Source organism: Micromonospora sp. HK10, assembly GCF_000982955.1.
Classification (GTDB): Bacteria; Actinomycetota; Actinomycetes; order Mycobacteriales; family Micromonosporaceae; genus Micromonospora.
The window spans coordinates 50,238-68,892 of record NZ_KQ058852.1; the positions used below are offsets into that span (position 1 = coordinate 50,238).

General features: G+C 73.7%; 17 protein-coding genes. 13 read left to right on the forward strand and 4 right to left on the reverse strand.

Annotated elements, in window-relative coordinates; translation table 11 throughout:
- The first annotated feature begins 134 nt into the window (after positions 1-134).
- The 5 genes from LQ51_RS21625 (at position 135) to LQ51_RS21645 (ending at position 6,110) form a co-directional block, all read left to right on the forward strand.
- A complete protein-coding gene (locus LQ51_RS21625) occupies positions 135-1,241 on the forward strand; it encodes an ABC transporter ATP-binding protein (RefSeq protein ID WP_046568483.1) in 1,107 nt (368 codons plus the stop codon).
- On the forward strand, positions 1,238-2,272 hold the full coding sequence (locus tag LQ51_RS21630) for an ABC transporter ATP-binding protein (protein WP_046568485.1): 1,035 nt from the start codon (positions 1,238-1,240) through the stop codon (positions 2,270-2,272). Before LQ51_RS21625 ends, LQ51_RS21630 begins: the two co-directional genes overlap by 4 nt.
- The gene (locus LQ51_RS21635) at positions 2,269-3,270 is read left to right on the forward strand and encodes an ABC transporter permease (protein ID WP_046568487.1); all 1,002 of its coding nucleotides are present in this window, start codon (positions 2,269-2,271) and stop codon (positions 3,268-3,270) included. Before LQ51_RS21630 ends, LQ51_RS21635 begins: the two co-directional genes overlap by 4 nt.
- 13 nt (positions 3,271-3,283) lie before the next feature.
- Complete coding sequence (locus tag LQ51_RS21640; protein ID WP_046568490.1) at positions 3,284-4,270, forward strand: ABC transporter permease; 987 nt, start codon at positions 3,284-3,286, stop codon at positions 4,268-4,270.
- 94 nt (positions 4,271-4,364) lie between these two features.
- Positions 4,365-6,110: an ABC transporter substrate-binding protein gene (locus LQ51_RS21645; RefSeq protein WP_046568492.1), complete on the forward strand. Its 1,746-nt coding sequence runs from the start codon at positions 4,365-4,367 to the stop codon at positions 6,108-6,110.
- A 52-nt stretch (positions 6,111-6,162) separates the two neighbouring features.
- Here LQ51_RS21645 and LQ51_RS21650 read toward each other — a convergent pair whose 3' ends face one another.
- Complete coding sequence (locus LQ51_RS21650; RefSeq protein ID WP_046568494.1) at positions 6,163-8,307, reverse strand: S9 family peptidase; 2,145 nt, start codon at positions 8,305-8,307, stop codon at positions 6,163-6,165.
- A gap of 86 nt (positions 8,308-8,393) precedes the next feature.
- Here LQ51_RS21650 and mshB point away from each other — a divergent pair, with 86 nt between their 5' ends.
- From mshB to LQ51_RS21665, 3 genes are all read left to right on the forward strand, one after another.
- Positions 8,394-9,350, forward strand: coding sequence for an N-acetyl-1-D-myo-inositol-2-amino-2-deoxy-alpha-D-glucopyranoside deacetylase (gene mshB, locus LQ51_RS21655; RefSeq protein WP_197087866.1), 957 nt, complete (start codon positions 8,394-8,396; stop codon positions 9,348-9,350).
- Positions 9,351-9,367: 17 nt separating this feature from the next.
- Entirely contained in the window at positions 9,368-9,841 is a 474-nt protein-coding gene (locus tag LQ51_RS21660) for a hypothetical protein (protein WP_046568580.1), read from the forward strand.
- 85 nt (positions 9,842-9,926) lie between these two features.
- Positions 9,927-10,391 (forward strand): hypothetical protein, encoded by a 465-nt coding sequence (locus tag LQ51_RS21665; RefSeq protein WP_046568499.1) that lies wholly within the window; start codon positions 9,927-9,929, stop codon positions 10,389-10,391.
- 12 nt (positions 10,392-10,403) lie between these two features.
- Here the strand turns inward: LQ51_RS21665 and LQ51_RS21670 are convergent, their stop codons facing one another.
- Positions 10,404-11,405 carry a GNAT family N-acetyltransferase gene (locus LQ51_RS21670; RefSeq protein ID WP_046568501.1) on the reverse strand — a complete coding sequence of 334 codons (1,002 nt, stop codon included), beginning with the start codon at positions 11,403-11,405 and terminating at the stop codon, positions 10,404-10,406.
- A gap of 79 nt (positions 11,406-11,484) precedes the next feature.
- On the opposite strand from LQ51_RS21670, the gene fdxA reads away from it, so the two are divergent.
- The 5 genes from fdxA to LQ51_RS21695 all read left to right on the forward strand — a co-directional run bounded on the left by fdxA (position 11,485) and on the right by LQ51_RS21695 (position 15,399).
- Positions 11,485-11,811 (forward strand): ferredoxin, encoded by a 327-nt coding sequence (gene fdxA / locus LQ51_RS21675; RefSeq protein ID WP_007464872.1) that lies wholly within the window; start codon positions 11,485-11,487, stop codon positions 11,809-11,811.
- Positions 11,808-12,914 (forward strand): succinyldiaminopimelate transaminase, encoded by a 1,107-nt coding sequence (dapC, locus tag LQ51_RS21680; RefSeq protein ID WP_046568582.1) that lies wholly within the window; start codon positions 11,808-11,810, stop codon positions 12,912-12,914. The genes fdxA and dapC overlap by 4 nt, the downstream gene beginning before the upstream one ends.
- An 85-nt stretch (positions 12,915-12,999) precedes the next feature.
- The gene (locus LQ51_RS21685; protein ID WP_231605824.1) at positions 13,000-14,061 is read left to right on the forward strand and encodes a prephenate dehydrogenase; all 1,062 of its coding nucleotides are present in this window, start codon (positions 13,000-13,002) and stop codon (positions 14,059-14,061) included.
- Between the two features lie 46 nt (positions 14,062-14,107).
- Positions 14,108-14,752: an SIMPL domain-containing protein gene (locus tag LQ51_RS21690; RefSeq protein ID WP_046568504.1), complete on the forward strand. Its 645-nt coding sequence runs from the start codon at positions 14,108-14,110 to the stop codon at positions 14,750-14,752.
- Positions 14,752-15,399 carry a nucleoside/nucleotide kinase family protein gene (locus LQ51_RS21695; protein ID WP_046568506.1) on the forward strand — a complete coding sequence of 216 codons (648 nt, stop codon included), beginning with the start codon at positions 14,752-14,754 and terminating at the stop codon, positions 15,397-15,399. The genes LQ51_RS21690 and LQ51_RS21695 overlap by 1 nt, the downstream gene beginning before the upstream one ends.
- Here the strand turns inward: LQ51_RS21695 and LQ51_RS21700 are convergent.
- Entirely contained in the window at positions 15,376-17,967 is a 2,592-nt protein-coding gene (locus LQ51_RS21700; RefSeq protein WP_046568509.1) for a hypothetical protein, read from the reverse strand. The two genes, LQ51_RS21695 and LQ51_RS21700, sit on opposite strands and share 24 nt — an antisense overlap.
- 95 nt (positions 17,968-18,062) lie before the next feature.
- On the reverse strand, positions 18,063-18,620 hold the full coding sequence (locus LQ51_RS21705) for a sugar O-acetyltransferase (protein ID WP_046568510.1): 558 nt from the start codon (positions 18,618-18,620) through the stop codon (positions 18,063-18,065).
- Between the last annotated feature and the right edge of the window lie 35 nt (positions 18,621-18,655).

Consider the following 18,655-nt stretch of genomic DNA (forward strand, 5'->3'; position numbering starts at 1 on the left):
GAATGTCCAGGTGAGGGCTGTTCAGGTGCGGAACCCAGTCGTTACGCTCTGGCCGCTGACAGGCCGCGTTCTGTAGCTTATTTTCGCCTCCAGGAGTTTGTTGTAAGTTCTCTTCGTCACAGAGGGAGGCGGTCATGGGCAGGTCGGAGACAACGCCGTCCGGGGAGCCGGACCGCCCCGAGGTGCCGGCGCAGCGCGCCGGCGAGGACGGCCCCTATCTGCGGGTCAAGGACCTTCGCGTGCGGTTCGAGACCGAGGACGGCGTGGTGCGGGCCGTCGACGGGGTCTCGTTCGCCGTCGAGCGCGGCCGGACGCTCGGCATCGTGGGCGAGTCCGGTTCGGGCAAGAGCGTCACCTCGCTGGCGATCCTCGGCCTGCACAACACCAAGCGGGCCACCATCACCGGGGAGATCTCCGTGGGCGGCCGCCAACTGGTCGGCCTGCCGGAGGAGCAGGTGCGCCGGCTGCGCGGCCGGGACATGGCGATGATCTTCCAGGACCCGCTGTCGGCGCTGCACCCGTACTACACGGTGGGCCGGCAGATCGCCGAGGCGTACCGGGTGCACCATCCGCGGGCCGGTAAGCGGGAGGCGCGCACCCGGGCCGTGGACATGCTGGGCCGGGTCGGCATCCCGCAGCCGGCGAAGCGGTTCGACCAGTACCCGCACGAGTTCTCGGGCGGCATGCGGCAACGGGCGATGATCGCGATGGCCCTGGTCAACGACCCGGACCTGGTGATCGCCGACGAGCCGACCACGGCGCTGGACGTGACCGTGCAGGCCCAGATCCTGGACCTGCTCAGCGACCTCCAGGACGAGTTCCGGTCGGCGATCATCCTGATCACCCACGACCTCGGGGTGGTCTCCCAGGTGGCCGACGACGTCCTGGTCATGTACGGCGGCCGGGCCGTCGAGCACGGCAGCGTGGCGCAGGTGCTCCGGCGGCCGCAGCACCCGTACACCTGGGGGTTGTTGTCGAGCGTGCCGTCGCTGCACGGTGACGCCGACGCGGACCTGGTGCCGATCAAGGGCAACCCCCCGTCGCTGATCAACCTGCCGTCGGGATGCGCCTTCCACCCGCGCTGCCGCTACGCCGACCGCAACGGCGACCGGTCCCGCACCGAGGTGCCGGGGCTGCGGTCGGCCGGGGAGGCGGGCCACCTGGTCGCCTGCCACCTGCCGGCCGAGGAGCGCACCCGGCTCTACCAGCAGGACATCGCGCAGGTGGGAGTGGCCCGATGAGCACCGAGACCGAGCCGTTGCTGCGGGTACGCGGACTGACCAAGCACTTCCCGGTCCGCGACGGGTTCCGCTCCCGCAGCGCCGTCCGGGCGGTCGACGGGCTGGACTTCGACGTGCGGCCGGGCGAGACGCTGGGCCTGGTCGGGGAGTCCGGCTGCGGCAAGACCACCACCGGCCGGATGCTGGTGCGGCTGCTGGAACCGACCTCCGGCACCATCGAGTTCGCCGGGCGGGACATCACCCACGCCCGGCGCCGGGAGCTGCGGCCGCTGCGGCAGGACCTTCAGATCATCTTCCAGGACCCGTACGCCTCGCTGAACCCGCGGCACACCGTCGGCCGGATCGTGGCCATGCCGTTGCAGGTCAACGGCATCGACCCGCCGGGCGGGACGAAGAAGCGGGTGCAGGAGCTGCTGGAGCTGGTCGGGTTGAACCCGGAGCACTACAACCGCTACCCGCACGAGTTCTCCGGCGGCCAGCGGCAGCGCATCGGCATCGCCCGCGCGCTGGCCCTGCGACCCAAGCTGATCGTCGCCGACGAGCCGGTCAGCGCGCTGGACGTCTCGATCCAGGCGCAGGTCATCAACCTGCTGCGCGACCTGCAACGCGAACTCGACCTGGCGTTCGTGTTCATCGCCCACGACCTCGCGGTGATCCGGCACTTCTGCCACCGGGTCGCCGTCATGTACCTCGGCAAGATCGTCGAGATCGGCGACCGCGATGACATCTACGAGCGGCCCCAGCATCCGTACACCCGGGCGCTGCTGTCCGCGATCCCGGACGTGACCACGCTCGGCCCGGCCGGGCGGATCCGGCTCACCGGCGACGTGCCGACGCCGCTCAACCCGCCCTCGGGTTGCCGGTTCCGGACCCGCTGCTGGAAGGCGCAGGAGCGGTGCGCCACCGAGGAGCCCGCGCTGGTCCGCCGGGACGGCGGCGACCAGGCCACCGCCTGTCACTTTCCGGAGGCCGGAACGATCCGCCAGGGCGCCGGGCCGGCCGCCGCGACCGTCGAGGAGGTGTCGAAATGAGCCTGTCCCCGACCGAGGGCGTGGCGCTCGCCGAGATCGAGTCCACCGGTGCGGGCACCGAGGAGAAGGGCCTCGTCGGGCGCTCGCCCGGCCAGCTGGTCTGGAACCGGCTGCGCCGGGACCGCACCGCACTGGTCAGCGGCGTCGTGCTGGTCCTGTTCATCCTGGCCGCGATCGCGGCACCGCTGCTGCAGCGGCTCTACGGCATGTCGCCGAGCCAGCAGTTCGGTGACCTGCTGGACTCCACCGGCATGCCACTGGGCTACGTGGGCGGGGTGAGCGGCGACCACTGGTTCGGGCTGGAGCCCGGGCTCGGCCGGGACATCTTCATCCGGATGATCTACGGCATCCGCACCTCGCTGCTGATCGCGCTGGGGGCGGCGGTCGTCACCACGGCGATCGGGGTGGTGCTGGGCATCGTCGCGGGTTACCTGGGCGGCATGGTCGACTCGGTGATCATGTGGATCACCGACGTCGCGCTGGCCATGCCGTTCCTCATCTTCGCGCTGGCCGTGGTCCCGACGTTCTCCCTCCGGTTCTACGGACCCCGGGACGCGGTGCCCACCTGGTTCGCGGTGACCACGCTGATCGTGGTGTTCGCCGCGTTCGGCTGGACCGGCACGGCGCGACTCGTCCGCGGGCAGGTCGTGTCGCTGCGCGAGCGGGAGTTCGTCGAGGCGGCCCGCGCCAGTGGCGCCGGCCTCGGCCACATGCTCTTCCGGCAGCTGCTGCCGAACATCTGGGCGCCCATCCTGGTCGCGTTCTCGCTCGCCGTGCCGTCCTACGTCACCGGTGAGGCGGCGCTGTCCTTCCTCGGCGTCGGCCTGCCCGAGTCGGTGCCGAGCTTCGGCCGGATGATCTACCGCAGCATCGACTACCTGCAGACCGACCCGGCGTACGTCTTCTTCCCCGGCATCACCATCTTCGCGCTCGTGCTGGCGTTCAACCTTTTCGGCGACGCGCTGCGCGACGCGCTCGACCCGAAGTCGTCACGGTAAGGGGTTCGACGCCATGGTGCGGTTCCTGCTGAAGCGGCTGCTGCTCGCCGTCTCGGTGCTGTTGGCGGTGAGCGTCGTCAGCTTCCTCATGTTCTTCGCGCTGCCCCGGGACCCGGTCACCGGCATGTGTCCGAAGAACTGCAACGCCGAGCGCCTGGAGCGGGTGCGGACGGAGCTGGGGCTCAATGATCCGAAGCCGACGCAGTACGTCAACTACATGAAGGGCATCTTCGTCGGCCGTGACCTGGGCAGCGCGCAGGGCGGCAAGTGCGAGGCGCCCTGCCTCGGCTACTCGTACGTCAACAGTGAGTCGGTGACCGACACGTTCGCCCGGGTGCTGCCGGTGACCTTGAACATCGTGCTCCCGGCGGCGGTGCTCTGGCTCGCCCTCGGGGTGGGGCTCGGCATGATATCGGCGCTGCGGCGGGGCTCGCTGCTCGACCGCGTCTCGATCGGGCTCACGCTCACCTTCGCCTCGTTGCAGCTCTACTTCGTCGGCGCCCTGCTGTTGCTGATCTTCGTGTACTCGTTGAAGATCCTGCCCACGCCGCGGTATGTGCCCTTCCTCGACAATCCGGTCGAGTGGGCACGCGGGCTGGTGCTGGCCTGGGTGACGCTGGCGCTGCTGTTCTCCGCGATCTACGCGCGGCTGTCCCGGGCGCAGATGCTGGAGACGCTCTCCGAGGACTTCGTGCGGACCGCCCGGGCCAAGGGCGTGGCGAAGCGGAAGGTCTACGGGCGGCACGCGCTCCGGGCGGCGATCACGCCGATCGTGACGATCGCCGGCCTGGACGTTGGCGCTGCGCTCGGCGGCACCGTCATCACGGAGACGACCTTCGGCATCCATGGGCTGGGGCGGACCGCCGTGGAGGCGGTCCGGCAGGGCGACCTGCCGACCATCATGGCCACCGTGCTGATCTCCGCGCTCTTCGTGGTCGTCGCGAACATCGTGGTCGACCTGCTCTACGCGTTCATCGATCCGCGGGTCCGCCTCGGCTGAGCTCGCGTGTCGCCGTCGATTCGTTATCTGCTCGAAATTTACCGCAGGTGAAAGCTGCGCGAAGCTTTCTTTCATCGGACCCGGAGGAGTGAGTATGCGAGCAAGACTCGCCACCGCCATGGGCGGTGCGATGGCACTGGTGGTCGCCCTCAGTGCATGCAGCAAGAACACCGGCGACAGCGCCGACAAGGTGGACACGAACAAGCCCCGCACCGGCGCCATCGCGACCGACCCCAAGGACTCGCTCGGCCCGGCCGCGGAGGTGCCCGGCGCGGCCAAGGGTGGGACCTTCTACATCCTGCGCGAGAACAAGATCTCCCACCTGGACCCGCAGCGGGTCTACTCGTTCGCCGGCCTGATGGGGAGCCAGCTCTACGCGCGCTTCCTCACCACCTTCAAGGACGACGGCAAGGGCAACGTGACCCTGGTCGGCGACCTGGCCGAGACCCCCGGCAAGAACGTCAACAACGACTGCAAGGTCTGGGAATTCAAGATCAAGCAGGGCGTCAAGTTCGAGGACGGCCGGCCGATCACCTCCAAGGAGATCGCCTACGGCATCGCCCGCTCGTTCGATCCCGACCTGACCGGTGGCCCGACCTACCTGCAGGAGTGGCTGGTCGACAGCCCGCAGTACGACACCAAGTGGAACTTCAAGGCCAACAAGACCTCGCTGCCGCCGGGCCTGAGCACCCCGGACGCGCAGACCCTGCGCTTCGAGTTCAACAAGCCGCGCTGTGACCTGCCGTTCGCCGTGTCGCTGCCGGCCACCGCGCCGCTGCCGCCGGACAAGGACACCGGCGTGAACCTGGACAACCAGCCGTTCTCGTCCGGGCCCTACAAGTTCACCAAGCACACCCCCGGCGTCGAGATGGTGCTCGAGCGCAACGAGAACTGGGACCCGGCGACCGACCCGGTGCGGCACGCGTACCCCGACAAGTTCGTCTGGACGCTCGGCGCGGACAACGCCACCCAGACCAACCGGGTGCTCGCCGGCACCGGCAACGACGCCGCCGCGGTGGCGACCGGCGGCGTGCCGTCCGAGCTGATCGCGAAGGTCACCGGCGACGCCAAGCTCAAGGAGCGGATGATCGTCGCCGCGACGCCGAACGCCTACCGGCTGAGCATCAACACGACGCGGGTCACCGACCTGTCCGTACGCCAGGCGATCAACTACGCGATCGACCGCAGCAGCATCACCAAGAACCTCGGCGGCCCGTACGGCGCAGTGCCGCTGACCACGCTGCTGCCGCCCACCACGCTCGGCTACAAGCAGTTCGACGCGTACCCGGCGGGGGAGAGCGGCAACCCCGAGAAGGCCAAGGAGCTGCTCGCCGGCAAGTCGGTGAACCTGGTGCTCGGGACCTCCGACGACACCTCCTCGCAGGAGACCGCCACCCAGATCAAGAACGCTCTGGAGAAGGCCGGCTTCACCGTCACCGTCAAGCCGATCCCCGAGGACGGTTACCTCGACTTCGTGAAGAAGAAGAGCAACCCGTGGGACATCTGGGTCGACTCGTGGGCGGCGGACTGGCCCAGCGGCGCGTCGATCCTGCCGGTGCTCTTCGACGGCCGCAACATCAAGGCCGAGGGCAACAGCAACACCTCCCAGCTCAACAACGACACCGTCAACGCCGAGTTCGACCGGGTGCTCGCGCTCGACCCGGCCAAGCAGGCCGACGAGTGGAGCAAGCTGGACGAGAAGCTCATGAAGGAGTCGGCGCCGGCGGTGCCGCTGTACAACGAGGTCGTCTCCGTCGCGCACGGCGAGAAGGCCGGCGGCCTCTTCATCGGCAGCATCTTCGGCTGGCCCAGCTTCGTGAACGCCTACGTCAAGCAGTGACAGCCTGACCCCGCGGGGGCCCCGGTCCGATCTGGCCGGGGCCTTCGCGCGTTCACAGGTGGCGGCGGAGGAAGTCCAGCTCCAGGCGGAGCAGGCGCTCGGCCACGCCACCGGCCGCCAGGTGGCTGGCGCCGGTCAGCGGGAGCACCGCGTGCGGGCGGCCGGCGGAGAGCAGCGCGGCCGACAGCCGCAGCGTGTGCGCGGCCACCACGTTGTCGTCGACCAGGCCGTGCACCAGCAGCATCGGCCGGGCCTGCGCCGGGTCGCCGACCGGCTCGGCGGCCAGCTCCACCAGCGAGTGGTGGGCGTAGACATCCATCCCGTCGTCCGGCAGGCCCAGATAGCGCTCGGTGTACGCGGTGTCGTACAAGGTCCAGTCGGTGACCGGGGCGCCGACGATCGCGCAGCGGAACAGCTCCGGGTGCCGCAGCACCGCCAGCCCGGCCAGCCAGCCCCCGAACGACCAGCCGCGCACCGCCACCCGCGCCAGGTCCAGGTCCGGGTGCTTGCCGGCGAGCGCGGTCAGCGCGTCCACCTGGTCGGTGAGGATGACGTCGGCCAGCCGCCGGTGTACCGCCTTCTCGAACGACGGGGCGATGCCCGGGGTGCCCCGGTTGTCGATCGTCACCACCGCGAAGCCCTGCTCGGCCCACCACTGCCGTTCCAGCCAGGCGGAGCGGGCGGCGATCACCTCCTGGTGGCCCGGGCCGCCGTAGATGTCCAGCAGCACCGGCAGCTTCGTGCCCTTGACGTGCTCGCCCGGATAGAGCACCGCGCTGGGCAGCCGCCGGTCGGTCACCCGCACCATCGTCGGCCGGGGAGCGTACGGCGGGGTGGCGGCCAGCGAGCGCAGCTCGCCCACCTCCCGGTCGCCGTGCCACACCCGCCAGCGCACCCCCGGGTGCTCCAGCGAGGCGATGCCGACCACCAGCGTGCTCCCGCCGATCACCGCGGTGTGCCAGCCCGGGTCGGAACCCATCCGCCGGGCGTCCACCCCACCACCGATCACCGTCCGGACCCGGTAGAGGTGGCGCTGGCTCGGCTCGCCCTCACTCGCCTCCACCAGCAGGTCCGCCGGGCCGCCCGCGCCGGCGGGCAGCCGCCCCACCACCCGCCGGACGTAGAGCGAGGGCGGGGTGAGCAGGGTGCCGTCGGCGAACAGGCAGCGGGCGTCGTACCCGTCGTGGGCCAGCTCGCCGCCGACCAGCACCCGGCCGTCGGGCAGGTGCGCCGGGGTGCCCGGGATCGGCTCCACCCAGCGCGGGTCGGCCAGCTCCGCGTGCACCTGGGTCTCCCCGGTCCGCGGGTCCACCGCGAGCACCAGCCCGTGCTGTTGGGAGCGGCGCAGCACGGTGATCAGCGGCCCGCCGTCGGCCCAGTCGACCGAGGTGAGGTACGGGTAGGTCTCCCGGTCCCAGTGCACGTCGACCCAGCCGCCGTCGAGGTCGAGCAGGTGCAGGCTGACCTGCGCGTTCGGCCCGCCCGCCCGGGGGTACGCGACGGTCGTCGGCGGGCTCGCCGGGTCGGCCGGGTCGTGCAGGTGCCAGCGGTCCAGCCGGGACTCGTCGACCCGTGCGGCCAGCACCGAGCGGCCGTCCGGTGACCACCAGTAGCCCCGGTACCGGTGGAACTCCTCGGCGGCGATGTGCTCGGCCAGTCCCCAGCTCACCCCGCTGTCCTCGCCGGCCAGCAGGTTGTCGGTGCCGTCCGGCTCGACCACCCGCAGCTGGCCCCGGCGTACCCCCTCCGCGGCGTCCGTGACGTAGGCCAGCCGGGCGCCGGTCGGGTCCGGCCGCGGGTCGATCACCGGGCCGACGGCGGCCACCTCGACCACGTCGCCGTGCACCAGGTCGGCCCGGAACAGCCGGCCGGCCAGCGCGAACGTGGCCACCCGGCCGGCGCCGTCCAGGGCGTACGAGCCGATGCCGGAGACCGCCAACCGCAGCCGCTCGCGCAGCGCGCGCTCGCCGGGGGAGAGGGCGCCGGGGTCGGCGTCCGAGCCGAGCAGCACCGCCGGGTCGGCGACCAGCCGCTCCTCGCCGGAGGCGACGTCGAGCAGCCAGAGCGCGTCCGCCGGGTCCTCCGGTCCGGAGGAGCGCAGGAAGATGACCCGGGAGCCGTCGTCGGCGACGGAGACGGCGCGCGGCGCCCCGTGGCTGAACCGACGGGTACGGGCGGCCAGCTCGGGAAAGTCCACGCCTCGGATGGTAGGCGCGCGTTCCGGGTGATGTGGCCGACCTGCGCGGACGCGTAGACCTCGGTGGGACAGGACCGCCGGTTAGAGTGACGGGCGTGACGACGCTGCCCGACCGACGACTTCTGCTGGTCCACGCGCACCCCGATGACGAGTCCATCGGCACCGGCTCGACGATGGCGCACTACGCCGCCGGCGGCGCCCACGTCACCCTGGTGACCTGCACGCTGGGCGAGGAGGGCGAGATCCACGTGCCGGCGCTGGCCCAGCTCGCCGCGGCCGCGGCCGACCAGCTCGGCGGGTACCGGATCGGCGAGCTGACCGCCGCCTGCGCGGCGCTCGGGGTCACCGACCACCGCTTCCTCGGCGGCGCCGGCCGCTACCGCGACTCCGGCATGATGGGCCTGGCCACCAACGCGCACCCGCGGGCGTTCTGGCAGGCCGACCTCGACGAGGCCGCCGGGTACCTGCTGGAGGTCATCCGCGAGGTCCGGCCGCAGGTCATGGTCACGTACGACCCGAACGGCTTCTACGGCCACCCGGACCACATCCAGGCGCACCGGGTGGCGATGCGGGCGCGGGAGCTGGCCGACCTCGAGGGGATCGCCCCGGCCAAGGTGTACTGGACGGCGATGCCGCGCAGCGTGCTGGAGGCCGGCCTGGACGCGTTCACCGAGAGCGCGGACAACCCCTTCGCCGGCATCGACAGCATCGACGAGCTGCCCTTCGGCACCCCCGATCCGGAGATCGCCGCGCGGATCGACGCCACCGAGCGGCACGCCGCCAAGGAGGCGGCGATGCGGGCGCACGCCACCCAGATCCCGGCCAACTCCTGGCTCTACTCGATCGCCGGCAACTTCGGCGCCGAGTTCATGGGCGTGGAGTACTTCACCCTGGCGGTCGGCGAGCGGGGCCCGGGCACCGGCCCGTACGGCTGGGAGGACGACCTCTTCGCCGGGCTGCCGCTGGACGGCGTGGACCGGTCACCGGTCCCGGCGGCGCTCGGTGCCCGGCCGAAGAGCCCCGCTGCGGCCGGCCTCCGGTGACGCTGCCGGCCGTTCCGATGTCGCTCGCGCCCGAGCCCGACCCCACCGCGCCGCCGGCCCGCCCGGCCCGCTCCGCCGACCTCGCGCTGCGGGTGGCCGGCGGTGTGGTGGCCGTCTGGGCCGGGGTGCTCCTGGCGCTGCTCGAACTGCTCTACGCCACCTGGTCCTGGGAGCTGGTGCAGGGGCCGCCCGGCGGGCTGCCGGCGGCGCTGGTCGGGATCGTGGCCGGGGCCGGCGGCATCGCCGTGGCGGTGCTGGTGACGGTCCTGGTGGGCTGGTTCGCGCACGCCGCCGTGGGGACCCGCTGGGCGGCGGCGCTGGCCGCGCTGCCGTGGTTCGTGCTGATCGTCGCCGGTGGCTTCCGGACCGCCGAGGGCGACCTCGCGCTCACCGGCGACAACGTGCTGGGCCTCGGGCTGGTGGTGGCCGGCGCGGTCACCTTCGCGGTGCTGGGTTTCCGGCAACTGGTGCTGCCGCCCGCACCCCGCTGAGGGTGCTGACGCGACACCGGTGGCGGTGGTAGACATTCCTGCCAGGAGCCCGCCGTGGGGGCGGGCCTACGGCGGGAGGCGTGCGATGAGGGAGCGGTGGCGCGCGATCGGCGTGCTGGCGGCGGCGCTGTTCTTGGTCAACGTGGTGGCGCGGCTGGTCATCAAGTTCGGTTTCCCGGATGACGACGCCGCCTCGGACCGGGTCTCCTGGCTGATGTTCCTGGTCATCGGCCTGATCCTGGCCGGGCTGGCGTTCCGCTGGGGGCAGGACCGGCCGGTCGGCCGGTGGTCCGCCGACATGGCCGGCGCGGTCGCGGTGGCCCTGGCGTTGACCGTGCTCGTCGGGCCGCTGCTGGTCGGGGAGAACCCGTTCGGTGGGGGCGCCGGGCTCTTCTTCGCCCAGATCTGGCTCTACCTGGCCGCCGTGGCGGCCGGGGTGGCAGTCGGCTACCTCATCCTCACCGCGCTCGGCCGCGACCACCGGTCCCGCCAGCTCAAGCGGTACGCCGAGCTGAAGGCCGCCAAGCCGCGCCGGGTGGTACGCCGCTGATCCGGTGCCGGCTCAGGCCGGGGCGACCCGGGTGAGGTAGGTGTGGTGGGTGGTGAAGCCGAGCCGCTGGTAGAGCGCGACCGCCCCGGTGTTGTGCTGCTCCACCTGGAGGAACGCGCGGGTGGCGCCCTCGGTCCGTCCCCAGTCGGCCAGGGCCCGGATCACCGCGCCCGCGTAGCCGCGCCGGCGGGCCTGCGGTAGCACCTCGATCAGGCTGAGGCCGAGCCAGCGCCCGTCGCCGGTGACCGTGCCCCGGCCGAGCGCCAGCAGTTCGCCGGCGACGCGCAGGTGGGCGAAGCGGACCCGGTCGACGGCGGTGAGCACGTGCCGGGCCGCGTCGGGCAGCCCGCCCTTGCGGCCGGCGGCGATCGCCAGCCACTCCGCCGACGGGGTCGCGGCGAGCTCGACCGCGGGCAGCTCAGCAGCTCCTCCAGGGTCTCGTGCAACGGCGTCATCGCGTACGAGAAGAGCGGCCCGGCCGGGCGGGAGCGCGGCCAGCGGCGCGGTCTGCACCAGCACCGGCGGCCGGGCCGACCAGCCCCGGGCGTCCAGCTCGGCGCCGACCGGGGCGGCCAGCGGCAGCGGGGTGTTCACCAGGGCGGGCAGGCCCTGCGCGGCGTACCAGCGCACGACCTCGTCCAGCGCGGCGGGCAGCGGGCGGTCCGGGTCGCCGACCGGCAGTGCCGAGTTGGCCCGGCCGGTCCAGCCCGCCGCGCCGCGCAGCAGCCAGTCGCCGAGCCGGGCGCGTACCGGGGCGGGCCACGCCTCGTCGGCGGCCAGTTCGAGGGCGATCACCGCGGCGGCGGTCGGCCGGCGGGCCGGCGGTACCCGCCGGGCGCGGTGCACCTCGGCGACGGGCACCCGGAGCCGGCCGGTGTCGGTGGCGAGCGTGATGTGGGTCTCGCTCAGCTCGACGAGCTCGCCGAGGGCGTCGCTGAACAGCGGTCGGCCTTCGCGAATCCCCACAATCCGCCGGACCACGATCCGGTGTCCCACATCCTGCTGTCGGAGCACGATCGACCTCCTCCCCGGCGAGATACTAGGCTCTTACCGTCGCGGGTGATCGCGACGAGTCTTGCGGAGGAGAAGACCGGTGACCTACATCATCGCCGAGCCGTGCGTGGATGTGCTCGACAAGGCATGCATCGAGGAGTGCCCGGTCGACTGCATCTACGAGGGCAACCGGATGCTCTACATCCACCCCGACGAGTGCGTCGACTGTGGTGCCTGTGAGCCGGTCTGCCCGGTTGAGGCGATCTTCTACGAGGACGACGTCCCGGAGCAGTGGAAGGACTACACCGGGGCGAACTACGAGTTCTTCGAGGACCTGGGCTCGCCCGGCGGCGCCTCCAAGATCGGCAAGGTGGAGAAGGACGCGACGTTCGTGGCCGCCCAGCCGCCGCGCGGAGAGGGCCACTGAACCGGCCCGCGCCGGTCTCGTCGCGGCTGCCCGACTTCACCTGGGACACCCTGGACGCCGCGGCCGCGACGGCCGCGGCGCACCCGGACGGTCTGATCAACCTCTCGATGGGCACGCCGGTCGACCCGGTGCCCGCGCTGATCCGGCAGGCGCTAGCCGACGCGTCCGACGCGCCGGGCTACCCGCTCACCGCGGGCACCCCGGCGCTGCGCGACGCCATCGCGGCCTGGGTCTCCCGGGCCTGCGGCGCGGGCGTGGACGGGCTCGGCGTGCTGCCGACGATCGGCTCCAAGGAGCTGGTGGCCTGGCTGCCCACGCTGCTCGGCGCCGGCCCGGGTGACGTGCTGGTGGTGCCGTCGGTGGCCTACCCGACGTACGAGGACGGGGCCCGGCTGGCCGGCGCCACCACGGTACGCACCGACTCGCTGACCGCGCTGGGCCCGACCCCCCGGGTGCGCCTGGTCTGGGTCAACTCGCCGGGCAACCCGACCGGCCGGGTGCTGCCCGCGCGGCACCTGCGCAAGGTGGTCGACTGGGCGCGCGAGCGCGGCGCGGTGGTCGCCAGCGACGAGTGCTACCTGCCGCTGGGCTGGGACGCCGAGCCGGTCTCGATCCTCGCGCCGGAGGTCTGCGGCGGCTCGTACGAGGGCGTGCTCGCCGTGCACTCGCTCTCCAAGCGCTCCAACCTGGCCGGCTACCGGGCCGGCTTCGTGGCCGGCGATCCGGCGCTGGTGGCCGAGCTGCTCAAGATCCGTAAGCACGCCGGCATGATCGTGCCCGCCCCGGTGCAGGCCGCCATGGTGGCCGCGCTCGGCGACCAGGCGCACGCCGACGAGCAGCGGGAGCGCTACCGGGCCCGGCGGGAGCGGCTGCGCGCCGCCTTCACCGCGGCCGGCTTCACCATCGAGCACTCCGAGGCGGGGCTCTACCTCTGGATGACCCGGGACGAGGACTGCTGGGACACCGTCGACCGGCTGGCCCGCCGGGGCATCCTGGTCGCCGCCGGCGTGTTCTACGGTCCGGCCGGCGCCCGGCACGTCCGGGTGGCGTTGACCGAGTCCGACGAGCACGTCGCAGCGGTCGCCGACCGGCTGCGCGACTGACCCCGGGCGGCGGCGGTGACCGGCTGCGCGACTGAGCTAGGGCGGCGGCGGTGACCGGTTGCGCGACTGATCCCGGGCGGCGGCGGTGACCGGCGACGCGACCGGGCGGGACGGCCCGGCCGCCGGCGACCGGCCGGTGGCCGTGGTGCGGGCCGCCGTGGTGGGCACCGGGCTGATCGGCGGCTCGCTGCTGCTGCGGCTGCGCGACGCCGGGCTGGACGTCGCCGGCTGGGATCCCGACCCGGGCGTCCGGGCGCACACCCGCCGGTGGGGCGTGCCGGCGCCGGACCCGGTCGAGGCGGCGGTGGCCGGCCGTGACCTGGTGTTTCTCTGCGGCCCGCTGCCCACCCTGCCCGGCATGCTGAACCGGGTGGCCGCGGCCACCGGCGAGCACTGCGTGCTCACCGACGTCGGGAGCACGAAGGCGGAGGTGGCGGCGGCCGCCACCGGGCAGGGCCTCGGGCACCGGTTCGTGCCCGGCCACCCGATGGCCGGCGCCGACCGGGCCGGCCCCGCCGCCGCGGACGCCGGACTGCTCCTCGACGCCGCCTGGGTGCTCTGCCCCGGCCCGAACGGGATGGCCGCGTTCCGCCGGCTCGCGGCGCTGCTCATCGAGGTGTTCCGGGCCCGGGTGGTGCCGATGTCCGCCCCCGAGCACGACCGGGCGGCCGCGCTCAGCTCGCACCTGCCGCACCTGCTGGCCGGCGCGCTCGCCGGGGCGGTGCAGCGGTCGGCGCTGCGTGACGCCGTGCTCGCCCTCGCCGCCGGCAGCTTCGCCGACGGCACCCGGGTGGCCGGCGGCCCGCCCCCGCGTACCGCCAACATGTTGCTCGGCAACCGGGGTCCGGTGCTGGCCGGCCTGGAGGCCGTCCGCGCGGTCCTCGACGAGTTCGCCGCCGCGCTGCGCGACGATGATCCGGCCGCGCTGACCGCCCGGCTGGACGAGGGGCGGGCCGCCCGCGCGGCGCTGGCGGAGCGCGCCTTCGACCGCCACGAGCGGGAGTTCCCGGCCACCGTCGACCACGCGGGGGAGCTGGCCTATCTGCGCGAGCTGGGCGCGGCGGGCGGCCACCTGACCGGTTGCCGGCTGACGGCCGGCGCGGTGACCTACACCGGGTACCTGCCGCGCCGGCCCGCCACGGGCTGAGCCGGGCGGCCGGCACCGCGCCGGGGAAGGTTCTAGGGTGGTGGGCATGGCGGAGGCACCGGTCGTGGTGGTACGCGGTGAGGCGTACCGGGAGGTCGCTCCCGAGCTGGCCCGCTTCACGGTGACCGCGACCGCCCGGGACCGTGACCGGGAGGCCACCCTGGCCCGGCTGGCCGAGCGGGCCGCCGCCGTGCGGGTGCTGCTTGACGGGGCCGAGCCGGCGGTGGTGCGGCGGGAGACCGACCAGCTGCGGGTCTGGCCGGAGACCAAGCGGTCGAGCGAGCGGGTGGTGGCGTACCACGGCAGCGTCAGCACCACCGTCACCGTCACCGACTTCACCGCGCTCGGCGAGCTGATGCTCCGCCTGGCCGACCAGGACCAGGTCGAGGTGGCCGGCCCGTGGTGGTCGCTGCGGCCGGACAGCCCGGCGTACCGGGAGGCGCGGCACGCCGCGGTGGCCGACGCGCTGGCCCGCGCCCGCGAGTACGCGGAGGCGCTCGGCGCCCGGGTGACCGGGCTGCTGGAGCTGGCCGACACCGGTCCGGGCGGGCAACCGATGGTCCTCCAGGCGGTCATGAAGGGCGGCCCGGGCGGCGAGGCCCCGCCCGAGCTGGAGCTGGATCCGCGCTCGCAGCCGGTGCAGGCGTCCGTGGAGGCCCGGTTCCGGATCAGCGAACCGGTGCTCGGCTGATGCCGGCGGCGCAGGTGCTCCCGCTCGGCGAGCTGGTGGCCCGGGCGCGGGCCCTGGCCGACGCCGGCCCGCGGCAGCTGCTCGGCATCGCCGGCGCTCCCGGAGCGGGCAAGTCCACCCTGGCCGAGCGGATCGCCGCCGAGGTGGGCCCGGCGGCCCGGCTGGTGCCGATGGACGGGTTCCACCTGGCCCAGTCGGCGCTGGCCCGGCTGGGGCGGGCCGGGCGCAAGGGCGCCCCGGACACCTTCGACGTCAACGGGTACGTCTCGACCCTGCGCCGGCTGCGGCGGCTGGAGCCGACCTCGGTCTGGGCGCCGGAGTTCCGCCGGGACCTGGAGGAGCCGGTCGCCGGGGCGATCGAGGTGCCGCCCGAGGTGCGGCTGGTGGTGACCGAGGGCAACTACCTGCTGCTGCGGGACGACCCGTGGGAGGAGGTGCGCACGCTGTTGCACGAGGTCTGGTTCCTGGACCTCGACGCCGAGCTGCGGGTGCGCCGGCTGGTCGCCCGGCACGAGGCGTACGGGAAGTCCCCGGCGGAGGCGCGGGCCTGGGCGTTGGGCAGCGACGAGACGAACGCCGCCCGGGTCGCCGGCACCGCCGGGCACGCCGACCTGGTGGTCCGGCTAGCCGACCCGCTGCCGGGGTGACGGGATGCTGCGGCGCAGCAGCCGGGCGACCACGGCCCGCTCCCGGGTGAACTCCGGCGCGTCCGGGTAGCCGCTGTGGTTGCGGATCGGAGGGTCGGCGACCTCGCCGCCGCTCGGGTGCAGGGCCTCCGGATCGGCGACCGGCACGTCGCGTTCCCCGGCGGTGACCGGCCAGCCCAGCGGGTCGGTGCCGCGCCAGAAGTTGGTCCAGGTGACGTGCCCGGGTTCCCAGCTCAGCGCCCGGGCCAGGGCCCGTAGCCGGGGTGGCCCGAAGTAGGCGGGGAAGACCCGGCCGTAGAGGCGGGTGAGCTGGCAGCCGTACGAGAAGAACCAGATCCGCCGGCGCCAGCGGCGGGGCATCTGCAGCAGCACGGCGGCGCAGATGACGGCGCCCTGGCTGTGCCCGGAGAGGATCACCCCGTCCATCCGGTCGGGATGGTGCGGGGGGAGCGCCAGCAGGCCGGCGATCCGGGTCTGGAGTTCCGGCACGGCCCGTTCGGCGTAGCTGGGCGGGGCGAGCGGGTGTGCCGCGCGCGGCCAGAACGTGCCGATGTCCCAGACGACGCCGACCGAGCGCCGCACCGTGTCGTTGCGGTAGACCAGCAGCCCGAGGGCGCCCACCACGAGCGGCAGCCCGCCGAGCAGCATGTCGCCGAGGTTGGCGGTCCAGTGGATGACGACCTGCCAGCCGGCCGGGGACTGCGGGCTGGGCCGGTTGCGGGAGAGCGCGGCCGCGCAGCAGAGGGTCACCAGGACCACGGAGACGGTGGCGTAGCAGCCGACGAGCCGGATCGCCCGTTCGCCGACCAGGCGGTGCAGCGCCCGGAACGTGCTGACGTCCCGGCAGCGGCGCAGCTCGTGGGCGGAGAGCGCCGGGGCCGCCGCGGTCAGGGCCGCGTACTCGGCCCGGCGCAGGGACCGGAACAGCAGGCCGGCCCGGACCAGCAGGCCGAGCAGCGCGAGCAGGGCGACCACGCAGGCCAGCCCGGCCCAGAACACCGCCAGTGGGGGCACCACCCGGCTCGCCCCGCTCGGGTCGGCCCGGGTGTCCAGCCGGTCGCTGACCCAGTAGAGCAGGCCGGCGCAGTAGGCGATGGCCATCATCCAGCCGAAGCCGGCGATGATCGCCGGCCCGCGGCCGCCCCAGGCGAGGTCGGTGTGCGGGCCGAGGGGCTGCTCGGGTACGGCGGGCCGGGTCCGGGGCAGCACCAGCCCGATGCTGGCCACGGCGATGGCCGGCACGGCGAGCAGCCAGGTCCGCGAACCGTCCGGCGCGGGCGGCAGGCCCGGCAGCCCCCACTCGGTCCAGAGCGCGCCGAGGGGGAGCAGTACGGCGCCGGCCAGCGGGGCGAGCAGCCCTCGGCGGCCGGACCGGTTCACCGCGCCGATGGTGATGAGCAGCAGCACCTGGTAGGTGGCCAGCCAGGCGACGGCGGTGTCGTACCCGGGCAGGGAGCGGTCGGTCCGGCAGCCGGTGATGCCCGGGTCGTCGAGGCAGCCGACCGGCGGTCGGTAGCTGGCCAGCGGCTGGCCGGCGGGCCCGTCCGGGAGCAGGAGCAGCAGCAGGGTGCCGGCCACGCCGAGGCCGGCCAGCAGGGCCACCGTGGCGCTCCACGGACCGAGCGGGGTGTTTCCCTGCCGGCGGGTCAGCGCCGGCCGGCCCAGCGCGACCACGGCGATGGCCAGCACCGCCGCGAGCGCCGCCACGGTGGGCCAGGCGACCGCTGCCCGCAGGCCGCGTGGTGGGTCCATGATGAGCACGGCGGCGAGCGGTACGGCGGCGGCGACCACCGCTCCGGTGCTGAGGTGCAGCACGGCGGCCCGGCGTAGCTGGCCCTCCCCGCACCAGAAGGTGGGGTCCTGCAGCGGGTTCTCCGGTGGATCGGCCCGACCGCCGGGCGGCAGGGCGTCCGGCGGGGCGCCCGGGCCCACCGGCGCAGCGTGGGGGTCGGCGGGCATCTGCGCCTCGTACTGGTAGGTGCGCCAGGCCAGCCCGCCGAGGACCAGCAGGAGGAGCAGCGGCAGCAGCAGGCCGACGCTGAGCGCGCGGGTGTCCGCGCGCCACCACTCGTTGCCCAGCCACTCCCACGGCCCGGGGAGCTGGTTCAGGCAGTCCCGGCCGACGCACTGCCAACCGATCAGGTCCACGCCGACCCCGGTCACCGTGATCATCAGGGTGCCGGTGAGACTGAGGCAGAAGAGCCGGATCAGCCAGGCGGTGATGCCGGATCTGCTGCCCCAGCGTTCCGTGTCGGGGTCGGCCGGGATGCCGGCCCGGGCGAAGAGCGCCACGTTGGCCAGCGTGAACGGCAGCAGCAGCGTCCAGAGGGCCCGCTCGACGTCCCGCGCGGTCCGCGCCCCGGAGGTCAACTGCCCCCAGCTGTACGCCTCGACGGTGAGCGGGTCGTCCCGCCCGGCGGCGCTGGACCGGTAGAAGCCGGTGACTTCGCCGCCGGCGACGAGCCGGCTGTACGGTCCGCCGTCGCCGGGTGTGGAGCGCAGGCCGAGCAGTTGGGCGGGCGGGGTGTTGGACACCCCGTGCACCCGCAGTTCCAGCACGCGTTCCATGATCCGCTCCCCGGGTCGGACGTTTCACTACCCAGAGTGCATCCTTCCTCACCGTTCCGCACCTCAACGAAACGATGTTTTTGCAGGTAGAACGGCTAGTCAAGGGCTCGTACGGGTCGAGCGGGGTTACCCACCGCGACCACATTGGGGGGTAGGTCCCTGGTCACCACCGCGCCCGCGCCGACCACTGTGTTCGCCCCGACGGTCACTCCGGGCAGCACGATGACCCCGCCGCCGAGCCAGGCGTTGTCCTCGACGGTGATCGGCTTCGCGGACTCCCACCTGGCCCGGCGGGCCGCCGCCTCGACCGGGTGGGTGGCGGTGAGCAGTTGCACGTTCGGTCCGATCTGGACGTCGGCGCCGATGGTGATCCGGGCGACGTCGAGGAAGACCGCGTTGAAGTTGACGAAGGTGCGCGCTCCGATGTGGGTCTGCCAGCCGTAGTCGCAGTGGAACGGTGGCCGGACCCAGGCGTCCTCGCCGAGCGAGCCGAGCAGGTCCCGCAGCGCGGCGAGCCGGGCCGCGGGGTCGGCGGCGGGGCTGGTGTTGAAGCGTTCGGCCAGGCGTGCCGCCCGGTCCAGGTCGGCCTCGATCTCCGGGCCTTCGGCGCGGTAGGGCTCGCCGGCGAGCATCCGCTCCTTCATGGAGGTCATCGGGTGATTCTGCCTGTTCCGACCGGGATTCGGTC